Here is a 19,640-nt window from a genome sequence, read left to right as displayed (position 1 = left end):
GGCCGGTCCGTAGCTGTCGGCGACGAAGCGGGTGAACCACCAGGCCCGGTCGTAGGCGCGCGTGCGTAACGGCCCCGGAGTGTCCAGCTCCTGGTCCGACGGCAACGACGCCACCGCGGACGCCGCGTCGGCGGGCAGCGGCGCGGGCGGGCGGGCCACATAGTCGGCCGCGCCCTCGGTCAGCCACCGCGGCGCATCCAGCGCGGTGTCCGCGCGGGTCGCGTAATGAAAAAAGCTCGTGCGCCAACACTATTCGCAGCGCACCCATACTCATACCGGCCGCGCCGGGCGCGAATACTATGCGCTGGCCGGTCACCGCTCTGTTGGCGGGGTCGACGTGCTCGGCCACCGTCACCGCGGCGATATCGGCCCACTGCGCCGCGGGACCGCCCCCGGCGGCGACCCGGAACTGCTCATCCGTTCCGGTGGCCAGTACCGAGATTTCGCGCGGCCAGTCCCGGCCCCAGAACCCCACGACCGCGTCCACGGCGCCGCCCATGCCGGAAGCGACTCGCGTCAACAGCTGCTCGGAGCCAACGATGCTGGTGAGCCGGACGGCGCGATCACCTACCGGTATCAGCGTCTCGGCGCTGGCCGTATTAGCGGGCTGGCTGGGCGCGGGGTGGGACGGCAGGACGGCCGCCGCCACCAGCTCGATCAGGAACACACAGCCCAGCAGCAGCGTCAGCCGACGGCGCGGCGGCGCCGCGCCGGGGCCGTCAGTAACGGCGGGCGTCGTAGATCGGACCGGACGACTCCATCGGGACCACCCGAACGGGCTGGCCATAGGTCGAGGAGTGGACCATCATGCCGTCACCTACATAGATGCCGGTGTGCGAGGCGTCGGAATAGAACGTCAGCACGTCACCGGGCTGCAGGTCGGACAGGGCCACCGGCTGGCCGCCGTGCGCCAGCGCCTGGCTGGAATGCGGCAGCGAAATGCCGGCCTGCTGGAACGCCCACATCACCAGACCCGAGCAGTCGAACCCGCCGGGTGCGGCACCGCCCCACACATACGGCGAGCCGATCTGGGTGAGCGCGGCCTGTACGACTACCGCGCGGTCGCCCGTCGCGCCTTCACCTGGCCCGGTGAAGGGCACCGAAACTCCGCCGGGCGCGGGCGCCTGACCGGGGGCCGGCGCGCCGTCCGGACCGGGCGGCAGGGCCTCGGGTGCCGGCGCTCCCGGAGATCCGTCCGGAATGCGCTCCGGAACCGGTCCCGGGTTCGCCATGGCGGTGCGCTGTTCGGGTGTCAACGCCATGTACTGCGACTTGACCACGGCGATCTGCACCTGCAGCTGGCTCTGCTTGTGCTGCAGGTTGGCGCGCACGGCCGCGGCTTGCTCAGCGGCCGACTTGGCCTCGGCGGCCGACCGGGCGGACGCCTGCTCAGCCTTGACGGCCTCCTCGCCGGCGGCCTTGAAACTGGCCATCTGAGAAGACATTTGACGCGCCATCACGCGCTGCACGGCGAGCCCGTCGATCAGCAGCTGCGGTGACTCGGCGGTCAGGATCGCGTCCAGACCGTCGGTGCGCCCGCCCATGTACGCGGCGGCGGCAGCCCTGTTCACCGAAGTCTGGAAGGTGGCGAGCCGCTCTTTGGCGGTGGCCAGGGCGGCCTGGGCGTCAGCGAGTTTGCGCTCGGCGGCCTGTTGCGCGGCCAGCTTCTCGTTCAGGTCCAGCTGCGCGCTGTGCATGGCCTCGGTGGTCTGCTCGGCCTGCCGAGACAGTTCGTTGAGTTTGGCCAGCGCGTCCTCGGCAGGATCGGCCAGCACCGTGGCGGCCGAAACCCCCGCGAGAACAACGAAGCTGGCTAACGAACCGATGGCGGACCGCTTGACTACACGCGCGATCGAATGCCTATCGAGCCTCAAGATTTGCTTCCTTAAACTGCCATCGACGTAAATCCGTCGAGCTGGTTTAGGTCTCAAACAGGTTACGAAACGATATCGACGTTTGTCCAAAGGGGGGAGTTAAGAAATTGGGAAGATTTATGTCATTTCTATGTGAAAGGTCTACAGCGCCGTCGCCGACCCTACACGACTTCTAGGCCACGCCCGACGCACGGCCGCGCCGCACCGGAACCAATCGCAATCGCGGCGCCATTCCCACCTCGGCCAACGCCTCCAGCGCGACTTGCTCGTCGTACGAAAGGGTTTCGGGCACGCCGAGCAACACGCTGACCACGCAGTCCCGGCATCCCGGCCCGCGCACCGCGCAGTCGTCGCAGTCGATCACCACCGGCTCCCCCGCTGCCTGGCCCGCATTTTCGGCCCCGGTGCTGTGCCCCATTGCGTCGGTCCTTCCCATAATCATCAACTCCCGATTCGTACTCATCCGCACGGTAACGGTGGGCACCGACAACCACACCCGGCGTGGGAACAGACCGCTGTCAGTACGAATGCTTAACGTCACCGCCATGGGCGCGACCGGTGGGACTCAACTCAGTTTCGCCGACGTGGCCGGATCCCCCGGATGGCAGGCGCCCGACGAGCTGTCGTTACGGGAAACCACCTTCGTGGTCGTCGACCTGGAGACCACCGGCGGACGCGCCCAAGGCACCGAGGCGGCCACCCCGGACGCGATCACCGAGATCGGCGCCGTCAAGGTGTGCGGCGGCGCCGTATTGGGCGAGTTCGCCACCCTGGTCGACCCGCAGCGCAGCATCCCGCCGCAAATCGTTCAGCTGACCGGGATCACGACGGCGATGGTCCGCGACGCCCCAACCATCGACGCCGTGTTGCCGATGTTCCTCGAATTCGCCGGCGACGCCGTGCTGGTCGCGCACAATGCCGGATTCGACATCGGCTTTCTGCGCGCGGCCGCCGAGCGGTGCCAGATCGACTGGCCACGGCCAAGGGTGTTGTGCACGGTCCGATTGGCCCGGCGGATCCTGAGCCGGGAGGAAGCCCCCAGCGTGCGACTGGCCGAGTTGGCGCGGCTCTTCGCCGTGGCGACCCGACCCACCCACCGCGCCCTGGACGACGCCCGAGCCACGGTCGAGGTGCTGCACGCGCTGATCGAACGGGTCGGCAACCAGGGCATCCACAGCTATGCGGACCTGCGTGCCTATTTGCCCAACGTGACTCCGGCCCAGCGCCGCAAGCGGGTGCTGGCCGAGGGGCTGCCACACCGGCCGGGGGTCTATCTGTTCCGCGGCCCATCCGGTGAGGTGCTCTACATCGGCACCGCCGTCGACCTGCGGCGCCGGGTGCGTCAGTACTTCAACGGCGCCGACCCGCGCACCCGGATGAAAGAGATGGTCGTGCTCGCCGAGACGGTCGATCACGTCGAATGCGCGCACGCGCTGGAAGCCGGGGTGCGCGAGCTGCGGCTGCTGGCCGGGCACGCCCCGCCCTACAACCGCCGGTCGAAATTCCCGCACCGCTGGTGGTGGGTGGTGCTCACCGACGAGGCGTTTCCGCGGTTCGCGGTGGTCCGCAATCCGCGGCACGACCGGACAATCGGCCCGTTTAGGTCCCGTTCCGACGCCGCCGACACCGCGGCATTGCTCGCCCGGTTCACCGGGATACGCACCTGCACCAAGCGGCTGGGCCGGTCGGCACGACATGGTCCGACCTGCCCGGAGCTCGAGGTTTCACCGTGCCCCGGCGCCCGCGACGCGACGGCGGAGCAGTATGCGGCGGCGACGCGCCGGGCGTTGGCGTTGATCGACGGGGTGGACAACTCGGCGCTGACGGCGGCCGTCGAGCAGATCGCCGCGCTGGCCGAACGCCGGCATTACGAGGGCGCGGCGCGGCTGCGCGACCACGTCGCCACCGCCGTCGAAGCGCTCTGGCGCGGACAGCGCCTGCGGACACTGACGGCGCTTCCCGAACTGATCGCGGCGGCGCCCGACGGGCAGGGCGGCTACCACCTGGCGGTCATCCGCCACGGGCAGTTGGCGGCCGCCGGCACCGCCCGGCGCGGGGTGCCGCCGATGCCGGTGATCGAGGCCATCCAGGCCGGCGCGCAGGCGATCTTGCCGGCACCAGCTCCGCTGGGCGGGGCGATGGTCGAGGAGACCGCACTGATCACCCGCTGGCTCACGGCACCGGGGGTGCGCATCGTGCGGGTGACCGGAGCCGGCGACACCCAGGATGAGGGTTGGGCCAGCCCGGTGGGGTCGGCGGGCGCATGGGCGCAGTGGGCGGCCACCGCACGCTCGGCACGGCTGGCCGGTCGCCAGGCCTCAGACTTCGTGACTGAACCGCACCCAACGCGCGAGCAGCTGTTCGGCCGCGCCGCTGTCGATCGCGTCCCCGGCCCGGCGCAGCCCGTCCTCCCACGCCGGCAGCCATTCAGCGCGGCTGGATAGCCCGGCGTGTGCCACCAGCGCGCCCGCGGCGTTGAGCACCACCGCGTCGCGCACCGGACCGTCGGCGCCGGCCAGCACCGCCCGCACCTCGGCGGCATTGGCCTCGGCGTCGCCGCCCCGCAGTTCCTCGATTTCCGCGCGCGCGAAGCCAAAGCCCGCGGGGTCGAACTTCAGCTTGTCCACGGTGCCGGCCTGCACCCGCCAGATGGTGCTGGTCGTGGTGGTGGTCAGTTCGTCCAGGCCGTCGTCACCGTGCACCACCAACACGCTGGAGCGACGGGCAGCAAACACGCCGGCCATCACCTCGGCGAGCTCGGCGAACGCGCAACCGATCAACCCGGCCCGCGGTTTGGCTGGATTGGTAAGCGGCCCAAGCAGATTGAACACGGTAGGCACCCCGATTTGGCGCCGTATCGCTGCGGCGTGCCGATACGACGGGTGGAACTGCGGCGCGAAGCAAAACCCGATGCCCAGCTCGGCGACGCTGCGCGCGACCTGGTCGGGCCCCACGTCGATGCGCACCCCGAGGGCCTCCAGGGTGTCGGCGCCGCCGGACAACGACGACGCCGCCCGGTTGCCGTGCTTGACCACCGGCACCCCGGCCGCGGCAACCACGATCGAGGCCATGGTGGACAGGTTGACCGTGTTGACCCCGTCGCCGCCGGTGCCCACCACGTCCACCGCGTCCTGGTCGACGTGGACCGGGACGGCATGGTCGAGCATCACAGCGGCCAGGGCGCTCACTTCCTCGGAGGTCGGGCCCTTCATCTTCAGCGCCACGGCGAACGCGGCGATCTGGGCGGGCTCCGCGTCGCCGGTCATGATCTGGTCCATCGCCCAGGCGGCCTGAGCCCGCGTCAGGTGCTGCCGGTCGGTCAGCCGCCCGAGCACCTGCGGCCAGGACGACCCGGAGGACGACCCGGACACAGCCTCAGACGACGCAGCCACGCCGCCGATGGTCCCACGAGAGACAGCGGCTCCCAAGCGGTGTCCCAGGCCGGTCTCAGACACGTAACGAACGAATTGGAGCCCCGGGTAGAGTTCGACAACTACAAAGCGTCATACTTGCGGATGTGACGAGTGCTGTAGGGACCTCGGGTACTGCGATTACGTCGCGCGTGCATTCGCTGAACCGGCCCAACATGGTCAGTGTTGGCACCATAGTGTGGCTTTCCAGCGAACTCATGTTCTTTGCTGGCCTATTCGCGTTCTATTTCACGGCGCGATCGCAGGCCGGCGGGAACTGGCCGCCGCCGCCGACGGAGCTGAATCTGTATCAGGCCGTGCCGGTGACGCTGGTGTTGATCGCCTCGTCGTTCACCTGCCAGATGGGTGTGTTCGCGGCCGAACGCGGCGACGTGTTCGGGCTGCGCCGCTGGTATGTGATCACGTTCCTGATGGGGCTGTTCTTCATCCTGGGTCAGGCCTACGAGTACTTGCATCTGGCCACCCACGGCACCACCATCCCCGGCAGCGCCTACGGCAGCGTGTTCTACCTGGCGACCGGCTTCCACGGCTTGCACGTCACGGGCGGTTTGATCGCATTCATCTTCCTGCTGGCCCGCACGACGATGAGCAAATTCACCCCCGCACAGGCCACCGCCAGCATCGTCGTCTCGTATTACTGGCACTTCGTGGACATCGTGTGGATCGCGCTCTTCACCGTGATTTATTTCATCCGATGAGCCCGCGGCTCCGAATACAGCAATGAAAAGGAGTGCTCGGTTGAAGAAAATGGGGTCCACCCGATCAGTCGCGGGCCGCGGTGCCCGGTCCCGGCGGCGCCTGCACCGCCGGCTGTCCGGCGGACTTTTGCTGCTGATCGCCCTGACCATCGCGGGCGGGCTGGCGGCCGTGCTCACGCCGACCCCGCAGGTAGCCGTCGCCGACGAGTCCGGCTCGGCGCTGCTGCGCAACGGCAAGCAGCTCTTCGACACCTCGTGCGTGTCCTGTCACGGCGCCAACCTGCAGGGTGTGCCCGACCACGGGCCCAGCCTGATCGGAGTTGGCGAGGCGGCGGTGTACTTCCAGGTCTCGACCGGCCGGATGCCGGCGATGCGCGGCGAGGCGCAGGCGCCGCGCAAGGACCCGATCTTCGACGAGGCGCAAATCGACGCCATCGGCGCCTACGTGCAGGCCAACGGTGGTGGCCCGACCGTGGTGCGCGAGCCCGACGGCAGCATCGCGACCCGCTCGCTGCGGGGCACCGACCTGGGCCGCGGCGGCGACCTGTTCCGGCTCAACTGCGCGTCCTGCCACAACTTCACCGGTAAGGGTGGGGCGCTGTCGTCCGGAAAGTATGCGCCGGACCTCGGCCCCGCCAACGAGCAGCAGATTCTCACTGCCATGCTGACCGGCCCGCAGAACATGCCGAAGTTCTCCGACCGGCAGCTGTCGTTCGAGTCGAAGAAGGACATCATCGCCTACGTGCGGACGGTCGCCGAGGAGCGTTCACCCGGCGGTTACGGGCTGGGTGGATTCGGACCCGCGCCCGAGGGCATGGCGGCATGGATCATCGGCATGGTTGCGGCCATCGGGCTGGCACTGTGGATTGGGGCACGGACATGAGCGGCGGATCTGACTTGACGGGCGGCGCCGGCAACCAGGGCAGCTCCGACACCGACACCAGCACCCACATGGGTGCCACGGAGGCGGACGACGCGGCGCTGTCCCGAATGTCCCGCCAGGAACTGCTGGACCTGGGCAGCAAGATCGACGGCGTCCAGATCGCCTATAGGGAATCGCGCTGGCCCGTCGAGGGCACCAAGGCAGAGAAGCGCGCCGAGCGTTCGGTGGCGCGGTGGCTGCTGCTGGGCGGCCTGTTCGGGCTCGCGCTGCTGCTGGTCTTCCTGTTCTGGCCCTGGGAGTACAAGGCCAAGGAGGCCAGCGGGAGCCTGTGGTACTCGCTGGCAACGCCGCTGTACGGCCTGACGTTCGGAGCCTCCATCCTGTGCATCGCCATCGGCGCGGTGCTATTCCAGAAGCGCTTCATCCCCGAAGAAATCACCATCCAGGACCGCCACGACGGCGCCTCGCGGGAGATCGACCGCAAGACGGTGGTGGCGAACTTGGCCGACGCCTACGAGGGCTCGACGGTGGGACGCCGCAAGCTGATCGGCCTGTCCTTCGGAATCGGTTTGGGCGCTTTTGGTTTGGGCACTCTGGTGGCTTTCGCCGGCGGTCTGATCAAGAACCCGTGGAAGCCGGTCGTGAACACTGCCGAAGGCAAGAAGGCGGTGCTGTGGACCTCGGGCTGGACCCCGCGGGTCAAGGGCGAAACGATCTACCTGGCGCGTGCCACCGGTGCCCACGACGGGCCGCCGTTTACCAAGATCCGTCCCGAGGACATCGACGCCGGCGGCATGGAGACGGTGTTCCCCTGGCGGGAGTCCGACGGCGACGGCACCACGGTCGAATCCCACGAACGGCTTTCGGCGATCTCGATGGGAATCCGCAACCCCGTCATGCTGATCCGAATCAAGCCCAGCGACGTCGACCGGGTCGTCAAGCGCAAAGGCCAGGAAAGTTTCAACTTCGGCGAGTTCTTCGCGTACACGAAGGTCTGCTCGCACCTGGGCTGCCCGGCGTCACTGTATGAGCAGCAGTCCTACCGAATTTTGTGCCCGTGTCACCAGTCGCAGTTCGACGCCCTGCATTTCGCCAAGCCGATCTTCGGTCCGGCGGCGCGTGCGTTGGCGCAACTGCCGATCACAATCGACTCCGAGGGGTATCTCGTCGCCAACGGTGACTTCATCGAGCCCGTCGGACCGGCATTCTGGGAGCGCACGACAACATGAGTCCTAAATTGAAACCCCCCAAAATCGGTGACGTCCTCGCCAGCCAGGGCGAGGCCATGGACAGCCGCTACCACCCCTCGGCAGCGGTGCGCCGCCAGCTCAACAAGGTGTTCCCCACCCACTGGTCGTTCCTGCTCGGCGAGATCGCGCTGTACAGCTTCATCGTGTTGCTGATCACCGGCGTGTACCTGACGCTGTTCTTCGACCCGTCGATGGCTGAGGTCACCTACAACGGTGTCTACCAACCACTGCGCGGCGTGGAGATGTCCCGGGCTTACGAGTCGGCGCTGAACATCTCCTTCGAAGTCCGGGGCGGGTTGTTCGTCCGGCAGATCCACCACTGGGCCGCTTTGATTTTCGCCGCGGCGATCATGGTGCACCTGGCGCGCATCTTCTTCACCGGCGCGTTCCGGCGGCCGCGTGAGGCGAACTGGGTGATTGGTTCGCTGCTGCTGATCCTGGCCATGTTCGAGGGTTACTTCGGTTACTCGCTGCCCGACGACCTGCTGTCCGGCATCGGCCTGCGCGCCGCGCTGTCCTCGATCACGTTGGGCATGCCGGTGATCGGCACCTGGCTGCACTGGGCGCTGTTCGGCGGCGACTTCCCCGGCACCATCCTGATCCCGCGGCTCTACGCACTGCACATCCTGCTGCTGCCCGGCATCATCCTGGCGCTGATCGGTGTGCACATGGCGCTGGTGTGGTTCCAGAAGCACACCCAGTTCCCCGGCCCTGGCCGCACCGAGCACAACGTGGTCGGCGTCCGAGTGATGCCGGTGTTCGCGGTCAAGTCGGGTGCGTTCTTCGCCGCCATCGTCGGCGTGCTGGGCCTGATGGGCGGTTTGCTCACCATCAACCCGATCTGGAACCTGGGGCCCTACAAGCCATCTCAGGTTTCGGCCGGTTCGCAGCCGGACTTCTACATGATGTGGACGGAGGGCCTGGCCCGCATCTGGCCGCCATGGGAGTTCTACTTCTGGCACCACACCATCCCGGCCTCGGTGTGGGTCGCGCTCATCATGGGCCTGGTCTTCGTGCTGCTGATCGTCTACCCCTTCCTGGAGAAGCGGTTCACCGGCGACTACGCGCACCACAACCTGCTGGTGCGCCCGCGGGACGCCCCGGTGCGAACCGCGGTCGGCTCGATGGCGATCGCGTTCTACATGGTGCTGACGCTGGCGGCGATGAACGACATCATCGCGCTGAAGTTCCACATCTCGCTGAACGCGACGACGTGGATCGGACGTATCGGCATGGTGGTGCTGCCGCCGCTGGTGTACTTCATCGCCTACCGCTGGGCGGTCGGGCTGCAGCGCAGCGACCGCGGAGTGCTCGAGCACGGCGTGGAGACCGGCATCATCAAGCGGTTGCCGCACGGCGCCTACATCGAGCTGCACCAGCCGCTGGGACCGGTGGACGGCCACGGCCACCCGATCCCGCTGGAGTACCAGGGTGCGCCGCTGCCCAAGCGGATGAACAAGCTGGGCTCGGCCGGCACGCCGGGTAGCGGCAGCCTCATGTTCGCCGACCCCGCTTCGGAGGACGCCGCCCTGCGGGAGGCCAGCCACCGGGCCGAGCATCGGGCGCTCACGGCGCTGCGGGAGCACCAGGAGACCATCGCGGGCTCCAACGGCCACGGCTCCAACGGGCACGGCGCGCCGACCGGCGAGCACGACGCTCCCCCTGGCGCCAGCAAGCGGTAACCGGCACGACACGACGGAGCGGATGGGCGGCCCACACCGGCTGCCCATCCGCTCCGTTTTCTCGTCTGGGTCGGCTTGCCTAGTCGCCTCTGGTCGCGTCTAGTCCCGGCGCAGCTGCCGGACGTAGAGGAATTCGATAGCGGGCAGGCCCAGCGCGACGGCCCCGGCGAAGCCGTAGCTGACCCACGCCCCGCCCTCGTGCCCGGCGGCCAGCAGGTAGGTGCCGACCGCGACGGCGGTCAGCGAGGCCCCGATCGCCGTCGTCAGGGCGAGCGTGCCGCGCAACCAGATTCGATCCACCGCCTCACCGGACCACTCGTTGAAGGCCCCATAGGCCTTGACCGGCTCCCGGCGCGCCGGCTCGGCGATTCCGCGCGCTCCCACGCGTCCGGCCGGTCGCGTGGGCGGTCGCACCGCGCCGCCCTGCAGCGCACGGGAGCGCACCACCGGCTCGGACTGCGTCGCGCGCCGGGCCCGCAGTAGGACCGGGATGGCGCCCGCGATGATCAGGGCGGAGACCACGATGACGGCATACAGCACCCAGGAGGTGTGCGGGGTCTGTGCCGCCTTGTGGAAGCCGCGGCCCAGGTCCGCCAGGGTGACGGCGGCCGCCACACTGACGCCCACCAGGATCAGCCAGATCGCGGCGCAGGCCCCGATCATGATGCGGTCGATGAGGTCCGGGTTGACGACGGGATCGGGCCCGCGCCGATAGGACGAGTACCGGCCGACCATCAGCAGCTCGTCTGCGGGGAGTCGTTGCTGTTGGACGACAGCACCGTCCCGTCGCTGGTGATGATCGAGCAGTTGAGCCTGCTGACCCGGAACAGGCTGGATGCCTCCACCGAGCCCACGTCGGACGTGGAGATCGGTGTGACGGTCATCGTCCACGGGATGTACACGTTGTGCTGGGTGCGACGACGGCCCGAGGCGTCCACGTAGGTCACCGAGATGATGTCGCCCGGCGCCTTGGTGCCGGTCACCGAGTAGGTGACCTGCCGAGGACCGGCCAGTGTCGTGGTGGGCGGCGGCGGGGGCGCCGGAGGTGCGGCTACGGCGGGGCTGCTCGCCGGCGGGGCCACGGCGGTGTTCGGCGGCGGCGCCGGTGAGGGCGGCGGAGGTGGGGGCGTCACGGTAACTGTCTGGGTCTCCGTTGCGGTGGGGGGCGGTTCGGACGGGGCTTCGGAGGAGCGTGGTGGCTCAGACGTGGGCGGGGGCGCCTCGGACGTCGGGGGCGGCGGCTTGGTGGTGGTGATCTGGTCTTGGACCGGAGGGGCGGAGGACGTCGTCGTGGCGGGGTTGGCGAGTTGACTGGTACCGGTGCGAGTCACCAGCAGGGACACCGACACCACCAGCGCGATCGCGGCCACGATCGCCGCGACCCCGACCACCCAGGGCCAGCGCGGCGAACGGTCCTCATCGCGATCGAAATCGTCATAGCTGTCGTAGTCGTAGAGCGCCAGGTCGGCCGGCAGGTACGGGCTGCTGGTGAAGAACTCCGACTCCGGCGCCGAATAGGCCCGCGAATACGCGTCGGTCTCCGAGCCGTGATCGGGATCGTCCAGCGGCTCCAGGTCGCCCGCGTCGTCGAGATCGTCGCCGTCGGCGAGCAGTTCCAGGTCGGCCGGTTCATCGGCAGGGTCGGGCCGGTCAGGGTCCCGTCCCGGCGGATTCGGCCCGCTCATGTCTGCCTATCCTGTCCAACTGCCTCACCAGCGCGCGGCGACCCGCGGCTGCATCCGTGCGCGCGCACTCGGTGAATTCTCATGGTGCCCCGGAAACCCTACCGAACCCACCGGGACAGCGGCCCTTCGGCAAACTGGCCACCGAACAACTGATGCCCAGATTGTGACCTTTGAACTTCGATCAGTGTTTCTCGGGCCCAACGTAGTACTCGAAAACCAATCCGGCCGCGGACGCGAGGATGAACACGACGCCCGCGAAGATCAGCCACGGCAGCCACAGCGCGATCCCGACGGCCGCCACCGAACCGGACAGCGCCACCATGATCGGCCACCAGCTGTGCGGGCTGAAGAAGCCCAATTCCCCTGCGCCATCGCTAATCTCGGCGCCTTCGTAGTCCTCGGGCCGGGTGTCGAGCCGCCGGGCGACGAAACGGAAGAAGGTCGCGACGATCAGCGCCAGGCCGGTGGTCAGAACCAGACCGGTTTCACCGGCCCACTCGGTGCCGCCGGTGGCGAACAGCGCCGTCAACACGCCGTACAGCACGGCACACAGGGCGAAGAACGCGGCGATGAACTCGAACAGCCTGGCTTCGATATGCATGGGTCGTCCTAACCTCTTGGGCTCGGGGCCAACTCGCCGCGGCGGGTGTCGAAGGGTTCGGTGGTGGTCGCCAGCGGCGCCTGGTTGATCGCCTGCAGCGCCTCGGCGTTAGTCTTGCCGGCGATCCGCTGCTGCAGGAACGCCACGAAGTCGTTGGGCTCCACCACCCGCACCTCGAAGTTCATCATCGAGTGGTAAGTGCCGCAGAACTCGGCGCAGTGGCCGACGAACGCCCCGGTGCGGGTGATCTCCGACACCTGGAAGACGTTGATCGAGTTGTTTTCCTTCGGGTGCGGCAGCACGTCTCGCTTGAACAGGAACTCCGGCACCCACCAGGTGTGCACCACGTCGGCCGAGGCAATCTGGAATTCAATCCGCTTGCCCTTGGGCAGCACCAGCACCGGGATCTCGTTGGGAGTGCCCAGGATCTCGACCTTGTCGTAGTTGAGGTAGCTGCGGTCTTCGATGTTGATGCCGTGCACCGGCCCGACGCGTTCCTCACCGTGCTCGTCCTTGCCCTCCGGCTTGGACACCATCGCCTGCTTGCGGGCTTCGTCGGCGCCCTCAAAGTTGAACGTGCGGTCCTTGAACGCGACCCGCTGGTAGCCGAACTTCCAGTTCCACTGGAAGGCGGTGATGTCGATCACCACCTCCGGATCCTTCTCCAGGTGCTGCAGCTTCTCCTGCACCACGACCGTGAAGTAGAACAGCACCGAGATGATCAGGAAGGGAACGACGGTCAACACCAGCTCGAGCGGCATGTTGTAGCCGAACTGGCGGGGGAAATCGGTGTCAGTCTTCTTCTTCCGGTGAAACGCCGAAGTCCAGAAGATCAGGCCGTACACGATCGCGCCGACGGCCAGGGCCGCGATCACCGAGCCGATCCACAGTTGCCGGTTGGCGTGGGCCTGCGGCGTGATGCCCTCCGGCCAGCCGAAGCCCAGCACGTCCTGCCAGCCGCATCCGCTGAGGGTGACCGCCAGCACGCCCAGCGTCGCTGCCAGCGCCACCTGGCGGAGACGACGGGACCGGCCCCGCACCCCTGTGGAGCGCTGCCCAGACCTGTTCTGCGACAAGCTTTGCGAACGATCCTGCCCGCGAGGTGTCACGTTGGCGCCTCCTGTACCGCAAGCTGTGCCGACTGGCCTCGGGCCAACTCGGGTCTAACTCGATCTAACTCGGATTCGAATACTACGCAGCGTAGACCACGCCGCTCACCCGGGCGACTGCCTGGTCACCAGACCCGCCGGGAGCGTCAGGCGCACGGGCCGCCCGAGTGCGGCATACTGGGGCGCCGTGTGTGGACTGCTGGCCTATTTGAGCGCTACGGCCGCCCCTGAGGGCGCGGCCGGGGCCGAGGCGGCGGCGGCCCATGCCGCGCACGCCGACGGTGCAATCGCCCGCGCGTCGCATTTGATGCGCCACCGGGGACCCGACGAACCGGGCACCTGGGCCGATCCGGACGCCGACGGCTCGGTGGTGTTCGGATTCAATCGGCTCTGCATCATCGACATCGCGCACTCGCACCAGCCGCTGCGCTGGGGACCGCCGGAAGCGCCCGACCGTTACGTGCTGGTCTTCAACGGGGAGATCTACAACTACCTGGAACTGCGCGACGAGCTGCGCAACGGGCACGGCGCTACGTTCGCCACCGATGGCGACGGGGAGGCCATCGTCGCGGGCTACCACTACTGGGGCGCCGACGTCCTCAAGCGGCTGCGCGGCATGTTCGCGTTCGCGCTGTGGGACACCGTCACCCGCGAATTGTTGTGCGCCCGCGACCCGTTCGGCATCAAGCCGCTGTTCATGGCGACCGGCACCGGTGGCACCGCGGTGGCCAGCGAGAAGAAATGCCTGCTGGACCTGGCGGATCTGATCGGATTCGACGCGGGCGGCTCGGGGATCGACCTGCGCGCGGTGCAGCATTACACGGTTCTGCAGTACGTCCCGGAGCCCGAGACTCTGCACCGCGGCGTGCGCCGCCTCGAATCCGGCTGCTACGCCCGGATCCGAGCTGGGGCCGACCCGGTGGTCACCCGCTACTTCGTCCCACGCTTCGCGGCGGTGCCGATCACCCCCGACACCGAGCAGGCCCGCTACGACGAGATCACGGCGGTGCTGGAGGACTCGGTCGCCAAGCACATGCGCGCCGACGTCACCGTCGGCTCGTTCCTGTCCGGCGGCATCGACTCCACGGCCATCGCCGCGCTGGCCATCCGGCACAACCCGAAGCTGATCACCTTCACCACCGGCTTCGAGCGCGAAGGCTTCTCGGAGCTGGACGTGGCGGTGGCCTCGGCCGAGGCGATCGGCGCCCGCCATATCGCCAAGGTGGTCAGCGCCGACGAGTTCGTGACCGCGTTGCCCGAGATCGTCTGGTATCTCGACGAGCCGGTCGCCGACCCGGCACTGGTGCCACTGTTCTTCGTGGCGCGGGAAGCCCGCAAGCACGTCAAGGTCGTGTTGTCGGGTGAGGGCGCCGACGAGTTGTTCGGCGGCTACACCATCTACCGGGAACCGCTGTCGCTGAAGCCCTTCGACTACCTGCCCCGGCCGCTGCGACGGTCGATGGGCAGGGTGTCCAGGCCGCTGCCGGAAGGCATGCGCGGCAAGAGCCTGCTGCACCGGGGGTCGCTGACACTAGAGGAGCGCTACTACGGCAACGCCCGCAGCTTCTCCGACGCCCAGCTGCGCGACGTGCTGCCCGGTTTCCGCGAGGACTGGACGCACACCGACGTTACGGCGCGCGTGTACGCCGAGTCGGCCGGCTGGGACCCGGTGGCCCGCATGCAGCACATCGACCTGTTCACCTGGCTGCGCGGCGACATTCTGGTCAAGGCCGACAAGATGACCATGGCCAACTCGCTGGAGTTGCGGGTGCCCTTCCTGGACCCTGAGGTGTTCGCGGTGGCATCGCGGCTGCCGTACCAAGCCAAGATCACCCGGACCACCACCAAGTACGCGTTGCGGCGGGCGCTGGAGCCGATCGTGCCCGCGCACGTGCTCAACCGCCCCAAGCTCGGGTTCCCGGTGCCGATCCGGCATTGGCTGCGCGCCGGTGAGCTGCAGGAGTGGGCCTATGAGATGGTCGGGTCCTCGGCGGCCGGCCACCTGGTCGATCTGGCCGCGGTCCGTCGCATGCTCGACGAACACCGGATCGGCACGAGCGATCACAGTCGCCGGCTCTGGACGCTGTTGATATTCATGCTCTGGCACGCGATCTTCATCGAGCACAGCGTGGTGCCGCAGATCAGCGAGCCGGTGTACCCGGTCGAGTTGTAGGGCCGAGCGGGGGTTAGGCGAGCACCGCGGCGATCTCGGCGGCCGCTTCGTCCCCGTAGGCCCCGGCCAACCGGGACTTCGCGGCCGCACTGTCCCACTCCCACTGCTGGGTGCCGGTCGACTCCAGCACCAGCACGGCCACCAGCGAGCCCAGCTGCGCGGAACGCTCCAGGCTCAGGCCGGCGCTGCGCCCGGTCAGGAATCCGGCGCGGAACGCGTCGCCGACACCGGTGGGGTCGGTCTGACTGTTCTCCGGCACCACGCCGACGTGCACCGTGGTGCCGTCGCGCTCGACGATGTCCACGCCCTTGGCGCCCAGGGTGGTCACCCGCAGCTCGATCTGGCTCATCACGTCCGCTTCCGACCAGCCGGTCTTGGACAGCAACAGATCCCACTCGTAGTCGTTGGTGAACAGGATGGCCGCCCCGTCGATGAGCTGCTTGATCTCCTCACCCGACAGCCGGGCCAGCTGCTGGGAAGGATCTGCGGCGAACGGCAGGCCGAGCTTGCGGCACTCCTCGGTGTGCACCACCATCGCGGCCGGGTCGTTGGCGCCGATGATGACCAGCTCGGGGGTGCCAATGTTGTTGACCACCTCGGCCAGCGAGATGTCGCGCGCCTCCGACATGGCGCCGGGATAGAACGACGCGATCTGCGCCATCTCCGTGTCGGTGGTGCACACGAAGCGGGCCGTGTGGGCGGTCTTGGAGATCAGCACGTTGTCGGTGTTGACCCCGTGCTTCTGCAGCCATTCTCCGTAGTCAGCGAAGTCGTCGCCGGCCGCGGCCACCAGGGCGGCGTCGCCGCCGAGGACACCGATGGCGTAAGCAATGTTCCCGGCAACTCCCCCTCGATGCACCACCAAATCGTCGACCAGAAAGCTCAACGACACCTTGTGCAGGTGCTCCGGCAGCAGCTGCTCGGAGAACTTGCCGGGGAAACGCATCAAATGGTCTGTTGCGATAGAACCGGTCACCGCGATCGTCACGAAATTTCCGCCCTTCGTCTGCTACGGCCGTCAAGCCTCTCATGAATGTCGGCCAGGCCGCTCGTAGCCGTTGCGCTAGCCTGCCTAGAGAACTCACCTGGTTGCCTCGGCCCCGATGCTCGGTCGGCAACCGCTCGTCGCTCATCCCCCAGCCTAGGAGAACAACGATGGCCGGTCCGCACCCGCCGAACCCCGCTGTCGGCGCCGACGGACCTCAGCAGGGGCAGCCGTACCCCCAGACCGGCCCGAACCAGCCCGAGACGGTCGACTTCCCCCACCACCTGGGCGGGCCCGAACCGGCCAACTATCCCGGTCCCGGCGGTCCCGGCGGTCCGGGCGGTGCCGCTGGGCCGGGCGGTCCGGCGGGCCCGGGCGGGCCGGTCCCGTACCGCAAGAAGCGCACCAAGCGGCTGCTGATCACAACCCTGCTGGCCATCGCGCTGGTGAGTGCGCTGACAACCGCCATCGTCTACGGCGTGCGCACCAACGGCGCCAGCACGGGGAGCACCTTTTCCGAAAGCGCGGCCAAGACGGCGATCCAGAACTACCTCAACGCCCTGGCGCATCGAGACATCGACACCGTCGTCCGCAACACTCTGTGCGGCATCTATGACGGGGTGAAGGACAAGCGCTCCGACCAGGCCCTGGCCAAACTCAGCAGCGATGCGTTCCGCAAGCAGTTCGCCGAGGTCGAGGTCACCACGATCGACAAGATCGTCTATTTGTCGCAGTACCAGGCTCAGGTGCTGTTCAGCATGAACGCCAAACCCGCGGCGGGCGGACCGCCGCGAAGCCAGGTGCAGGGCATAGCCCAGCTGCTCTTCCAACGCGGCCAAATCATGGTGTGCTCGTACGTGCTGCGCACCGCCGGCCAGTACTGACCGCTATCGGGTCAGTTGAACGAGTCTCCGCAGGCGCAGGAGCCGGTCGCGTTGGGGTTGTCGATGGTGAAGCCCTGCTTCTCGATGGTGTCGACGAAGTCGATGGATGCGCCCTCGACGTACGGTGCGCTCATCCGGTCCACCGTCAGGGCGACGCCGCCGAATTCCACCGTGAGGTCGCCATCCAGCGTCCGGTCGTCGAAAAACAGGTTGTAACGCAGCCCCGCGCAGCCGCCGGGCTGGACCGCGATCCGCAGCGCCAGGTCGTCGCGCCCCTCCTGGTCCAGCAGGGCCTTCGCCTTGGCGGCGGCGGCGTCGGTCAGGATCACGCCGTGGGTCTTGGCGGTCGACTCGTTCTGCACCGTCATTACTTCTCCTACATGCCTCATTGTCCGGGTGGGCCCGCCCAGCTCTTCGTCCATTTAGTCTGGGGCCTGCTTAGGGAAAAACCCACTAAGTCAACGGTACCCCGGCGGGCCGCTATTCCCGAGTCGCGCCGCCGTCTCGGAGGCCAATCCCATCAGCTGATTGGCCGCGTCGGCCAGCGCCAACCGCACCGAACCAGCGTATTCGGACATCGCCAGCGCGGACATGATGCCCGACACACGGGTGGTGGCTTTGTCCACCGACACCTGCCCGGCCAACACGATCACCGGGATTCCCAACTCGCGGGCGGCGGCCGCGATCTCACCGACCACCTTGCCGTGCAGGGACTGCTCGTCGAAGTGACCCTCGCCGGTAACGATCATGTCGGCGTCCTCGAGGTCGTCGGCGAAATTGGTGAGCTCGGCGAAGATGGCCGCACCCGACTCGCACCGGCCGCCCAGGGCCAGCAGCGCCGCCCCTATCCCCCGGCCGCCCCGGCGCCCGGCTCGGCGCTGACGTCGCGTCCGGCAACCGTGTCGAGCACCAGCGCCCACTGTTCGAGGCGGGCCTCCAGATCCGCGACGGTGGCCGCGTCGGGCCCCCTTCTGCGGTGCGAACACCCGGGCCGCCCCCCATGGGCCGAGCAGCGGGTATTCGACGTCCGACGCGGCGATCAGGTCAATCCCGGCCAACCACTTGCGGGCGGTGTCCAGGCCGCCGAGCTCCTCGACCATGCCCTTACCGCCGTCGGTACACGCACTGCCACCCAGCCCGACCACAATCCGAGCGGCGCCGGCCTGCAGCGCCGCCCCGATCAGCTGACCGACACCCCTGCTGTGGGCGGCTACCGCGGTCTAGGGGGGTCGGCGGGCCGCCCAGCAGCGCCAGGCCGCAAGCCTGCGCGCATTCCAGGTATGCGGTCGCGGTGCGCGCGTCGAATACCCAGTGCGCGTCCACCTCGAAGTCCAGCGGGCCCCACACGCGCCGCACCTGCGACCCGCCGATCCGGCTCGCAAGCACCTCCACGAACCCCGGACCGCCGTCGGACTGGGGCGCGACGATGAAGGAATCCCCCGGCCGGGACCGGGTCCAGCCGGTGGCGATAGCGGCGGCGGCCTCCACCGCGGACAAGCTGTCGCCGTAGCAGTCGGGAGCAACCAGCACCCGCATGGCGGGTAGCTGAAGCCTGCCGGGCCCGAAACCACCGGCAGCGTCATCCGAGGCTTGCGAGCCGTTCATTACTGGCCAGAGTAGGTGCAACGGGCCTGCCGCCGCAGGCGTTACTGGCGCAATTCAAATTGCTAGGTGCCGGCGAAGTAACCTGGCGACTGTGAAGCTGCTGGGCCGCAACAAGGGCGACGGAAAGAACGAGACCAAGGGACAGGACTCACCGGTCGTGGTGGAACAGGATGCCGCCGCCACCGACGCCGCGTCACGCGGGTCGCGCAAGACGGGCCCCAAGGGGCGGCCAACCCCTAAGCGCAGCGAAGCCCAGGGCAGGAAGGGCCCGGTAGCGCCGGCGCCGATGACGGCCGCCGAGGCGCGCGCCCGGCGCAAGGCGATGCGCACCAAGATTAGCCGCGAGGAGCGCCGCGCCGAACGCACCGCCAGCCGCGCCCGGATGACCGAGAGCCGGGAACGCATGATGGCCGGGGACGAGGCCTATCTGCTGCCCCGCGACAGAGGGCCGGTCCGCCGCTACGTCCGCGATATCGTCGACGCCCGCCGCAACGTACTGGGTCTGTTCATGCCGTCGGCCTTGTTCCTGCTGGCCGCCATGTTCGCGGTGCCGCAGCTGCAGTTCTACATGTCTCCGGCGATGCTTTTGCTGATGGTGCTGATGACGATCGACGGCTTCGTACTGGGCCGCAAGGTCGGCAAGTTGGTGGACGCGAAATTCCCGAAGAACACCGAAAGTCATTGGAAGCTCGGTCTTTACGCGGCCGGCCGAGCCTCGCAGATGCGCCGGATGCGCGCGCCCCGGCCGCAAGTCGAGCGCGGCGCCAGTGTCAGCTGACC

At 68.3% G+C, this 19,640-nt stretch carries 18 protein-coding genes and 2 pseudogenes; 8 read left to right on the top strand and 12 right to left on the bottom strand.

The genetic code is table 11. The annotated features are described in order from the left end of the window. From BN972_RS28310 to BN972_RS15445, 3 genes and pseudogenes are all read right to left on the bottom strand, one after another. Positions 1-667: pseudogene (locus BN972_RS28310) on the bottom strand (hypothetical protein); the annotation flags it as partial. 52 nt (positions 668-719) lie between these two features. Then, complete coding sequence (gene ripC / locus BN972_RS15450; protein ID WP_036359439.1) at positions 720-1,874, bottom strand: peptidoglycan hydrolase RipC; 1,155 nt, start codon at positions 1,872-1,874, stop codon at positions 720-722. Positions 1,875-2,046: 172 nt separating this feature from the next. Next, a complete protein-coding gene (locus BN972_RS15445; RefSeq protein WP_036359429.1) occupies positions 2,047-2,292 on the bottom strand; it encodes a hypothetical protein in 246 nt (81 codons plus the stop codon). A gap of 109 nt (positions 2,293-2,401) precedes the next feature. Here BN972_RS15445 and BN972_RS15440 point away from each other — a divergent pair. After that, positions 2,402-4,255: pseudogene (locus tag BN972_RS15440) on the top strand (DEDD exonuclease domain-containing protein); the annotation flags it as partial. Here BN972_RS15440 and trpD read toward each other — a convergent pair. Continuing rightward, on the bottom strand, positions 4,193-5,266 hold the full coding sequence (gene trpD / locus BN972_RS28305; RefSeq protein WP_235192469.1) for an anthranilate phosphoribosyltransferase: 1,074 nt from the start codon (positions 5,264-5,266) through the stop codon (positions 4,193-4,195). The pseudogene BN972_RS15440 and the gene trpD sit on opposite strands and share 63 nt — an antisense overlap. 125 nt (positions 5,267-5,391) lie before the next feature. On the opposite strand from trpD, the gene ctaE reads away from it, so the two are divergent. The 4 genes from ctaE to qcrB are packed head-to-tail and all read left to right on the top strand — an operon-like array spanning position 5,392 to position 9,818. Further along, positions 5,392-6,003 carry an aa3-type cytochrome oxidase subunit III gene (ctaE, locus tag BN972_RS15425; protein ID WP_036359427.1) on the top strand — a complete coding sequence of 204 codons (612 nt, stop codon included), beginning with the start codon at positions 5,392-5,394 and terminating at the stop codon, positions 6,001-6,003. 40 nt (positions 6,004-6,043) lie between these two features. Further along, the gene (gene qcrC / locus BN972_RS15420; protein ID WP_390176216.1) at positions 6,044-6,886 is read left to right on the top strand and encodes a cytochrome bc1 complex diheme cytochrome c subunit; all 843 of its coding nucleotides are present in this window, start codon (positions 6,044-6,046) and stop codon (positions 6,884-6,886) included. Next, a complete protein-coding gene (qcrA, locus tag BN972_RS15415) occupies positions 6,883-8,115 on the top strand; it encodes a cytochrome bc1 complex Rieske iron-sulfur subunit (RefSeq protein WP_036360967.1) in 1,233 nt (410 codons plus the stop codon). Before qcrC ends, qcrA begins: the two co-directional genes overlap by 4 nt. Beyond that, positions 8,112-9,818, top strand: a complete 1,707-nt coding sequence (gene qcrB, locus BN972_RS15410) for a cytochrome bc1 complex cytochrome b subunit (protein WP_036359425.1) — start codon at positions 8,112-8,114, stop codon at positions 9,816-9,818. Before qcrA ends, qcrB begins: the two co-directional genes overlap by 4 nt. Positions 9,819-9,917: 99 nt before the next feature. On the opposite strand, the gene BN972_RS15405 is transcribed toward qcrB, so the two are convergent. From BN972_RS15405 to ctaC, 4 genes are all read right to left on the bottom strand, one after another. Beyond that, a complete protein-coding gene (locus BN972_RS15405; protein ID WP_036359419.1) occupies positions 9,918-10,553 on the bottom strand; it encodes a DUF2561 family protein in 636 nt (211 codons plus the stop codon). Continuing rightward, positions 10,553-11,503, bottom strand: a complete 951-nt coding sequence (locus BN972_RS15400; protein ID WP_036359413.1) for an MmpS family transport accessory protein — start codon at positions 11,501-11,503, stop codon at positions 10,553-10,555. The genes BN972_RS15405 and BN972_RS15400 overlap by 1 nt, the downstream gene beginning before the upstream one ends. Positions 11,504-11,684: 181 nt before the next feature. Continuing rightward, positions 11,685-12,104: a cytochrome c oxidase subunit 4 gene (locus tag BN972_RS15395; protein ID WP_036359403.1), complete on the bottom strand. Its 420-nt coding sequence runs from the start codon at positions 12,102-12,104 to the stop codon at positions 11,685-11,687. A gap of 8 nt (positions 12,105-12,112) precedes the next feature. After that, on the bottom strand, positions 12,113-13,213 hold the full coding sequence (ctaC, locus tag BN972_RS15390) for an aa3-type cytochrome oxidase subunit II (RefSeq protein ID WP_036359400.1): 1,101 nt from the start codon (positions 13,211-13,213) through the stop codon (positions 12,113-12,115). A gap of 187 nt (positions 13,214-13,400) precedes the next feature. On the opposite strand from ctaC, the gene asnB reads away from it, so the two are divergent. After that, positions 13,401-15,386: an asparagine synthase (glutamine-hydrolyzing) gene (gene asnB / locus BN972_RS15385; RefSeq protein WP_036359397.1), complete on the top strand. Its 1,986-nt coding sequence runs from the start codon at positions 13,401-13,403 to the stop codon at positions 15,384-15,386. A gap of 13 nt (positions 15,387-15,399) precedes the next feature. On the opposite strand, the gene BN972_RS15380 is transcribed toward asnB, so the two are convergent. Continuing rightward, positions 15,400-16,374 (bottom strand): carbohydrate kinase family protein, encoded by a 975-nt coding sequence (locus tag BN972_RS15380; protein ID WP_036359395.1) that lies wholly within the window; start codon positions 16,372-16,374, stop codon positions 15,400-15,402. Positions 16,375-16,541: 167 nt separating this feature from the next. On the opposite strand from BN972_RS15380, the gene BN972_RS29570 reads away from it, so the two are divergent. Beyond that, positions 16,542-17,255: an Rv0361 family membrane protein gene (locus tag BN972_RS29570; RefSeq protein WP_036359393.1), complete on the top strand. Its 714-nt coding sequence runs from the start codon at positions 16,542-16,544 to the stop codon at positions 17,253-17,255. Between the two features lie 11 nt (positions 17,256-17,266). Here the strand turns inward: BN972_RS29570 and BN972_RS15370 are convergent, their stop codons facing one another. From BN972_RS15370 to BN972_RS31370, 3 genes are all read right to left on the bottom strand, one after another. After that, positions 17,267-17,623, bottom strand: coding sequence for an iron-sulfur cluster assembly accessory protein (locus tag BN972_RS15370; RefSeq protein WP_036359391.1), 357 nt, complete (start codon positions 17,621-17,623; stop codon positions 17,267-17,269). A gap of 90 nt (positions 17,624-17,713) precedes the next feature. Next, on the bottom strand, positions 17,714-18,424 hold the full coding sequence (locus BN972_RS15365) for a glycerate kinase (RefSeq protein ID WP_261785921.1): 711 nt from the start codon (positions 18,422-18,424) through the stop codon (positions 17,714-17,716). Next, complete coding sequence (locus BN972_RS31370; RefSeq protein WP_261785916.1) at positions 18,360-18,860, bottom strand: glycerate kinase; 501 nt, start codon at positions 18,858-18,860, stop codon at positions 18,360-18,362. Before BN972_RS31370 ends, BN972_RS15365 begins: the two co-directional genes overlap by 65 nt. A 157-nt stretch (positions 18,861-19,017) precedes the next feature. On the opposite strand from BN972_RS31370, the gene BN972_RS15360 reads away from it, so the two are divergent. Beyond that, complete coding sequence (locus tag BN972_RS15360) at positions 19,018-19,638, top strand: DUF3043 domain-containing protein (RefSeq protein ID WP_315968803.1); 621 nt, start codon at positions 19,018-19,020, stop codon at positions 19,636-19,638. Positions 19,639-19,640: the final 2 nt, after the last annotated feature.

Origin of the sequence: Mycobacterium asiaticum DSM 44297 (genome assembly GCF_000613245.1) — a bacterium.
Classification (GTDB): Bacteria; Actinomycetota; Actinomycetes; order Mycobacteriales; family Mycobacteriaceae; genus Mycobacterium; species Mycobacterium asiaticum.
Note: the sequence above shows the minus strand (reverse complement) of the source record. Positions and strands in the feature narration are given on the sequence as shown.

Bases quoted from the DNA above. Each gene is read 5' to 3' on its own strand.
- BN972_RS15445 (WP_036359429.1), bottom strand. From the start codon at position 2,292: ATGGGGCACAGCACCGGGGCCGAAAATGCGGGCCAGGCAGCGGGGGAG.
- BN972_RS15395 (WP_036359403.1), bottom strand. From the start codon at position 12,104: ATGCATATCGAAGCCAGGCTGTTCGAGTTCATCGCCGCGTTCTTCGCC.
- BN972_RS15400 (WP_036359413.1), bottom strand. From the start codon at position 11,503: ATGAGCGGGCCGAATCCGCCGGGACGGGACCCTGACCGGCCCGACCCT.
- BN972_RS31370 (WP_261785916.1), bottom strand. From the start codon at position 18,860: ATGAACGGCTCGCAAGCCTCGGATGACGCTGCCGGTGGTTTCGGGCCC.
- BN972_RS29570 (WP_036359393.1), top strand. From the start codon at position 16,542: ATGGCCGGTCCGCACCCGCCGAACCCCGCTGTCGGCGCCGACGGACCT.
- BN972_RS15405 (WP_036359419.1), bottom strand. From the start codon at position 10,553: ATGGTCGGCCGGTACTCGTCCTATCGGCGCGGGCCCGATCCCGTCGTC.
- qcrB (WP_036359425.1), top strand. From the start codon at position 8,112: ATGAGTCCTAAATTGAAACCCCCCAAAATCGGTGACGTCCTCGCCAGC.
- qcrA (WP_036360967.1), top strand. From the start codon at position 6,883: ATGAGCGGCGGATCTGACTTGACGGGCGGCGCCGGCAACCAGGGCAGC.
- BN972_RS15370 (WP_036359391.1), bottom strand. From the start codon at position 17,623: ATGACGGTGCAGAACGAGTCGACCGCCAAGACCCACGGCGTGATCCTG.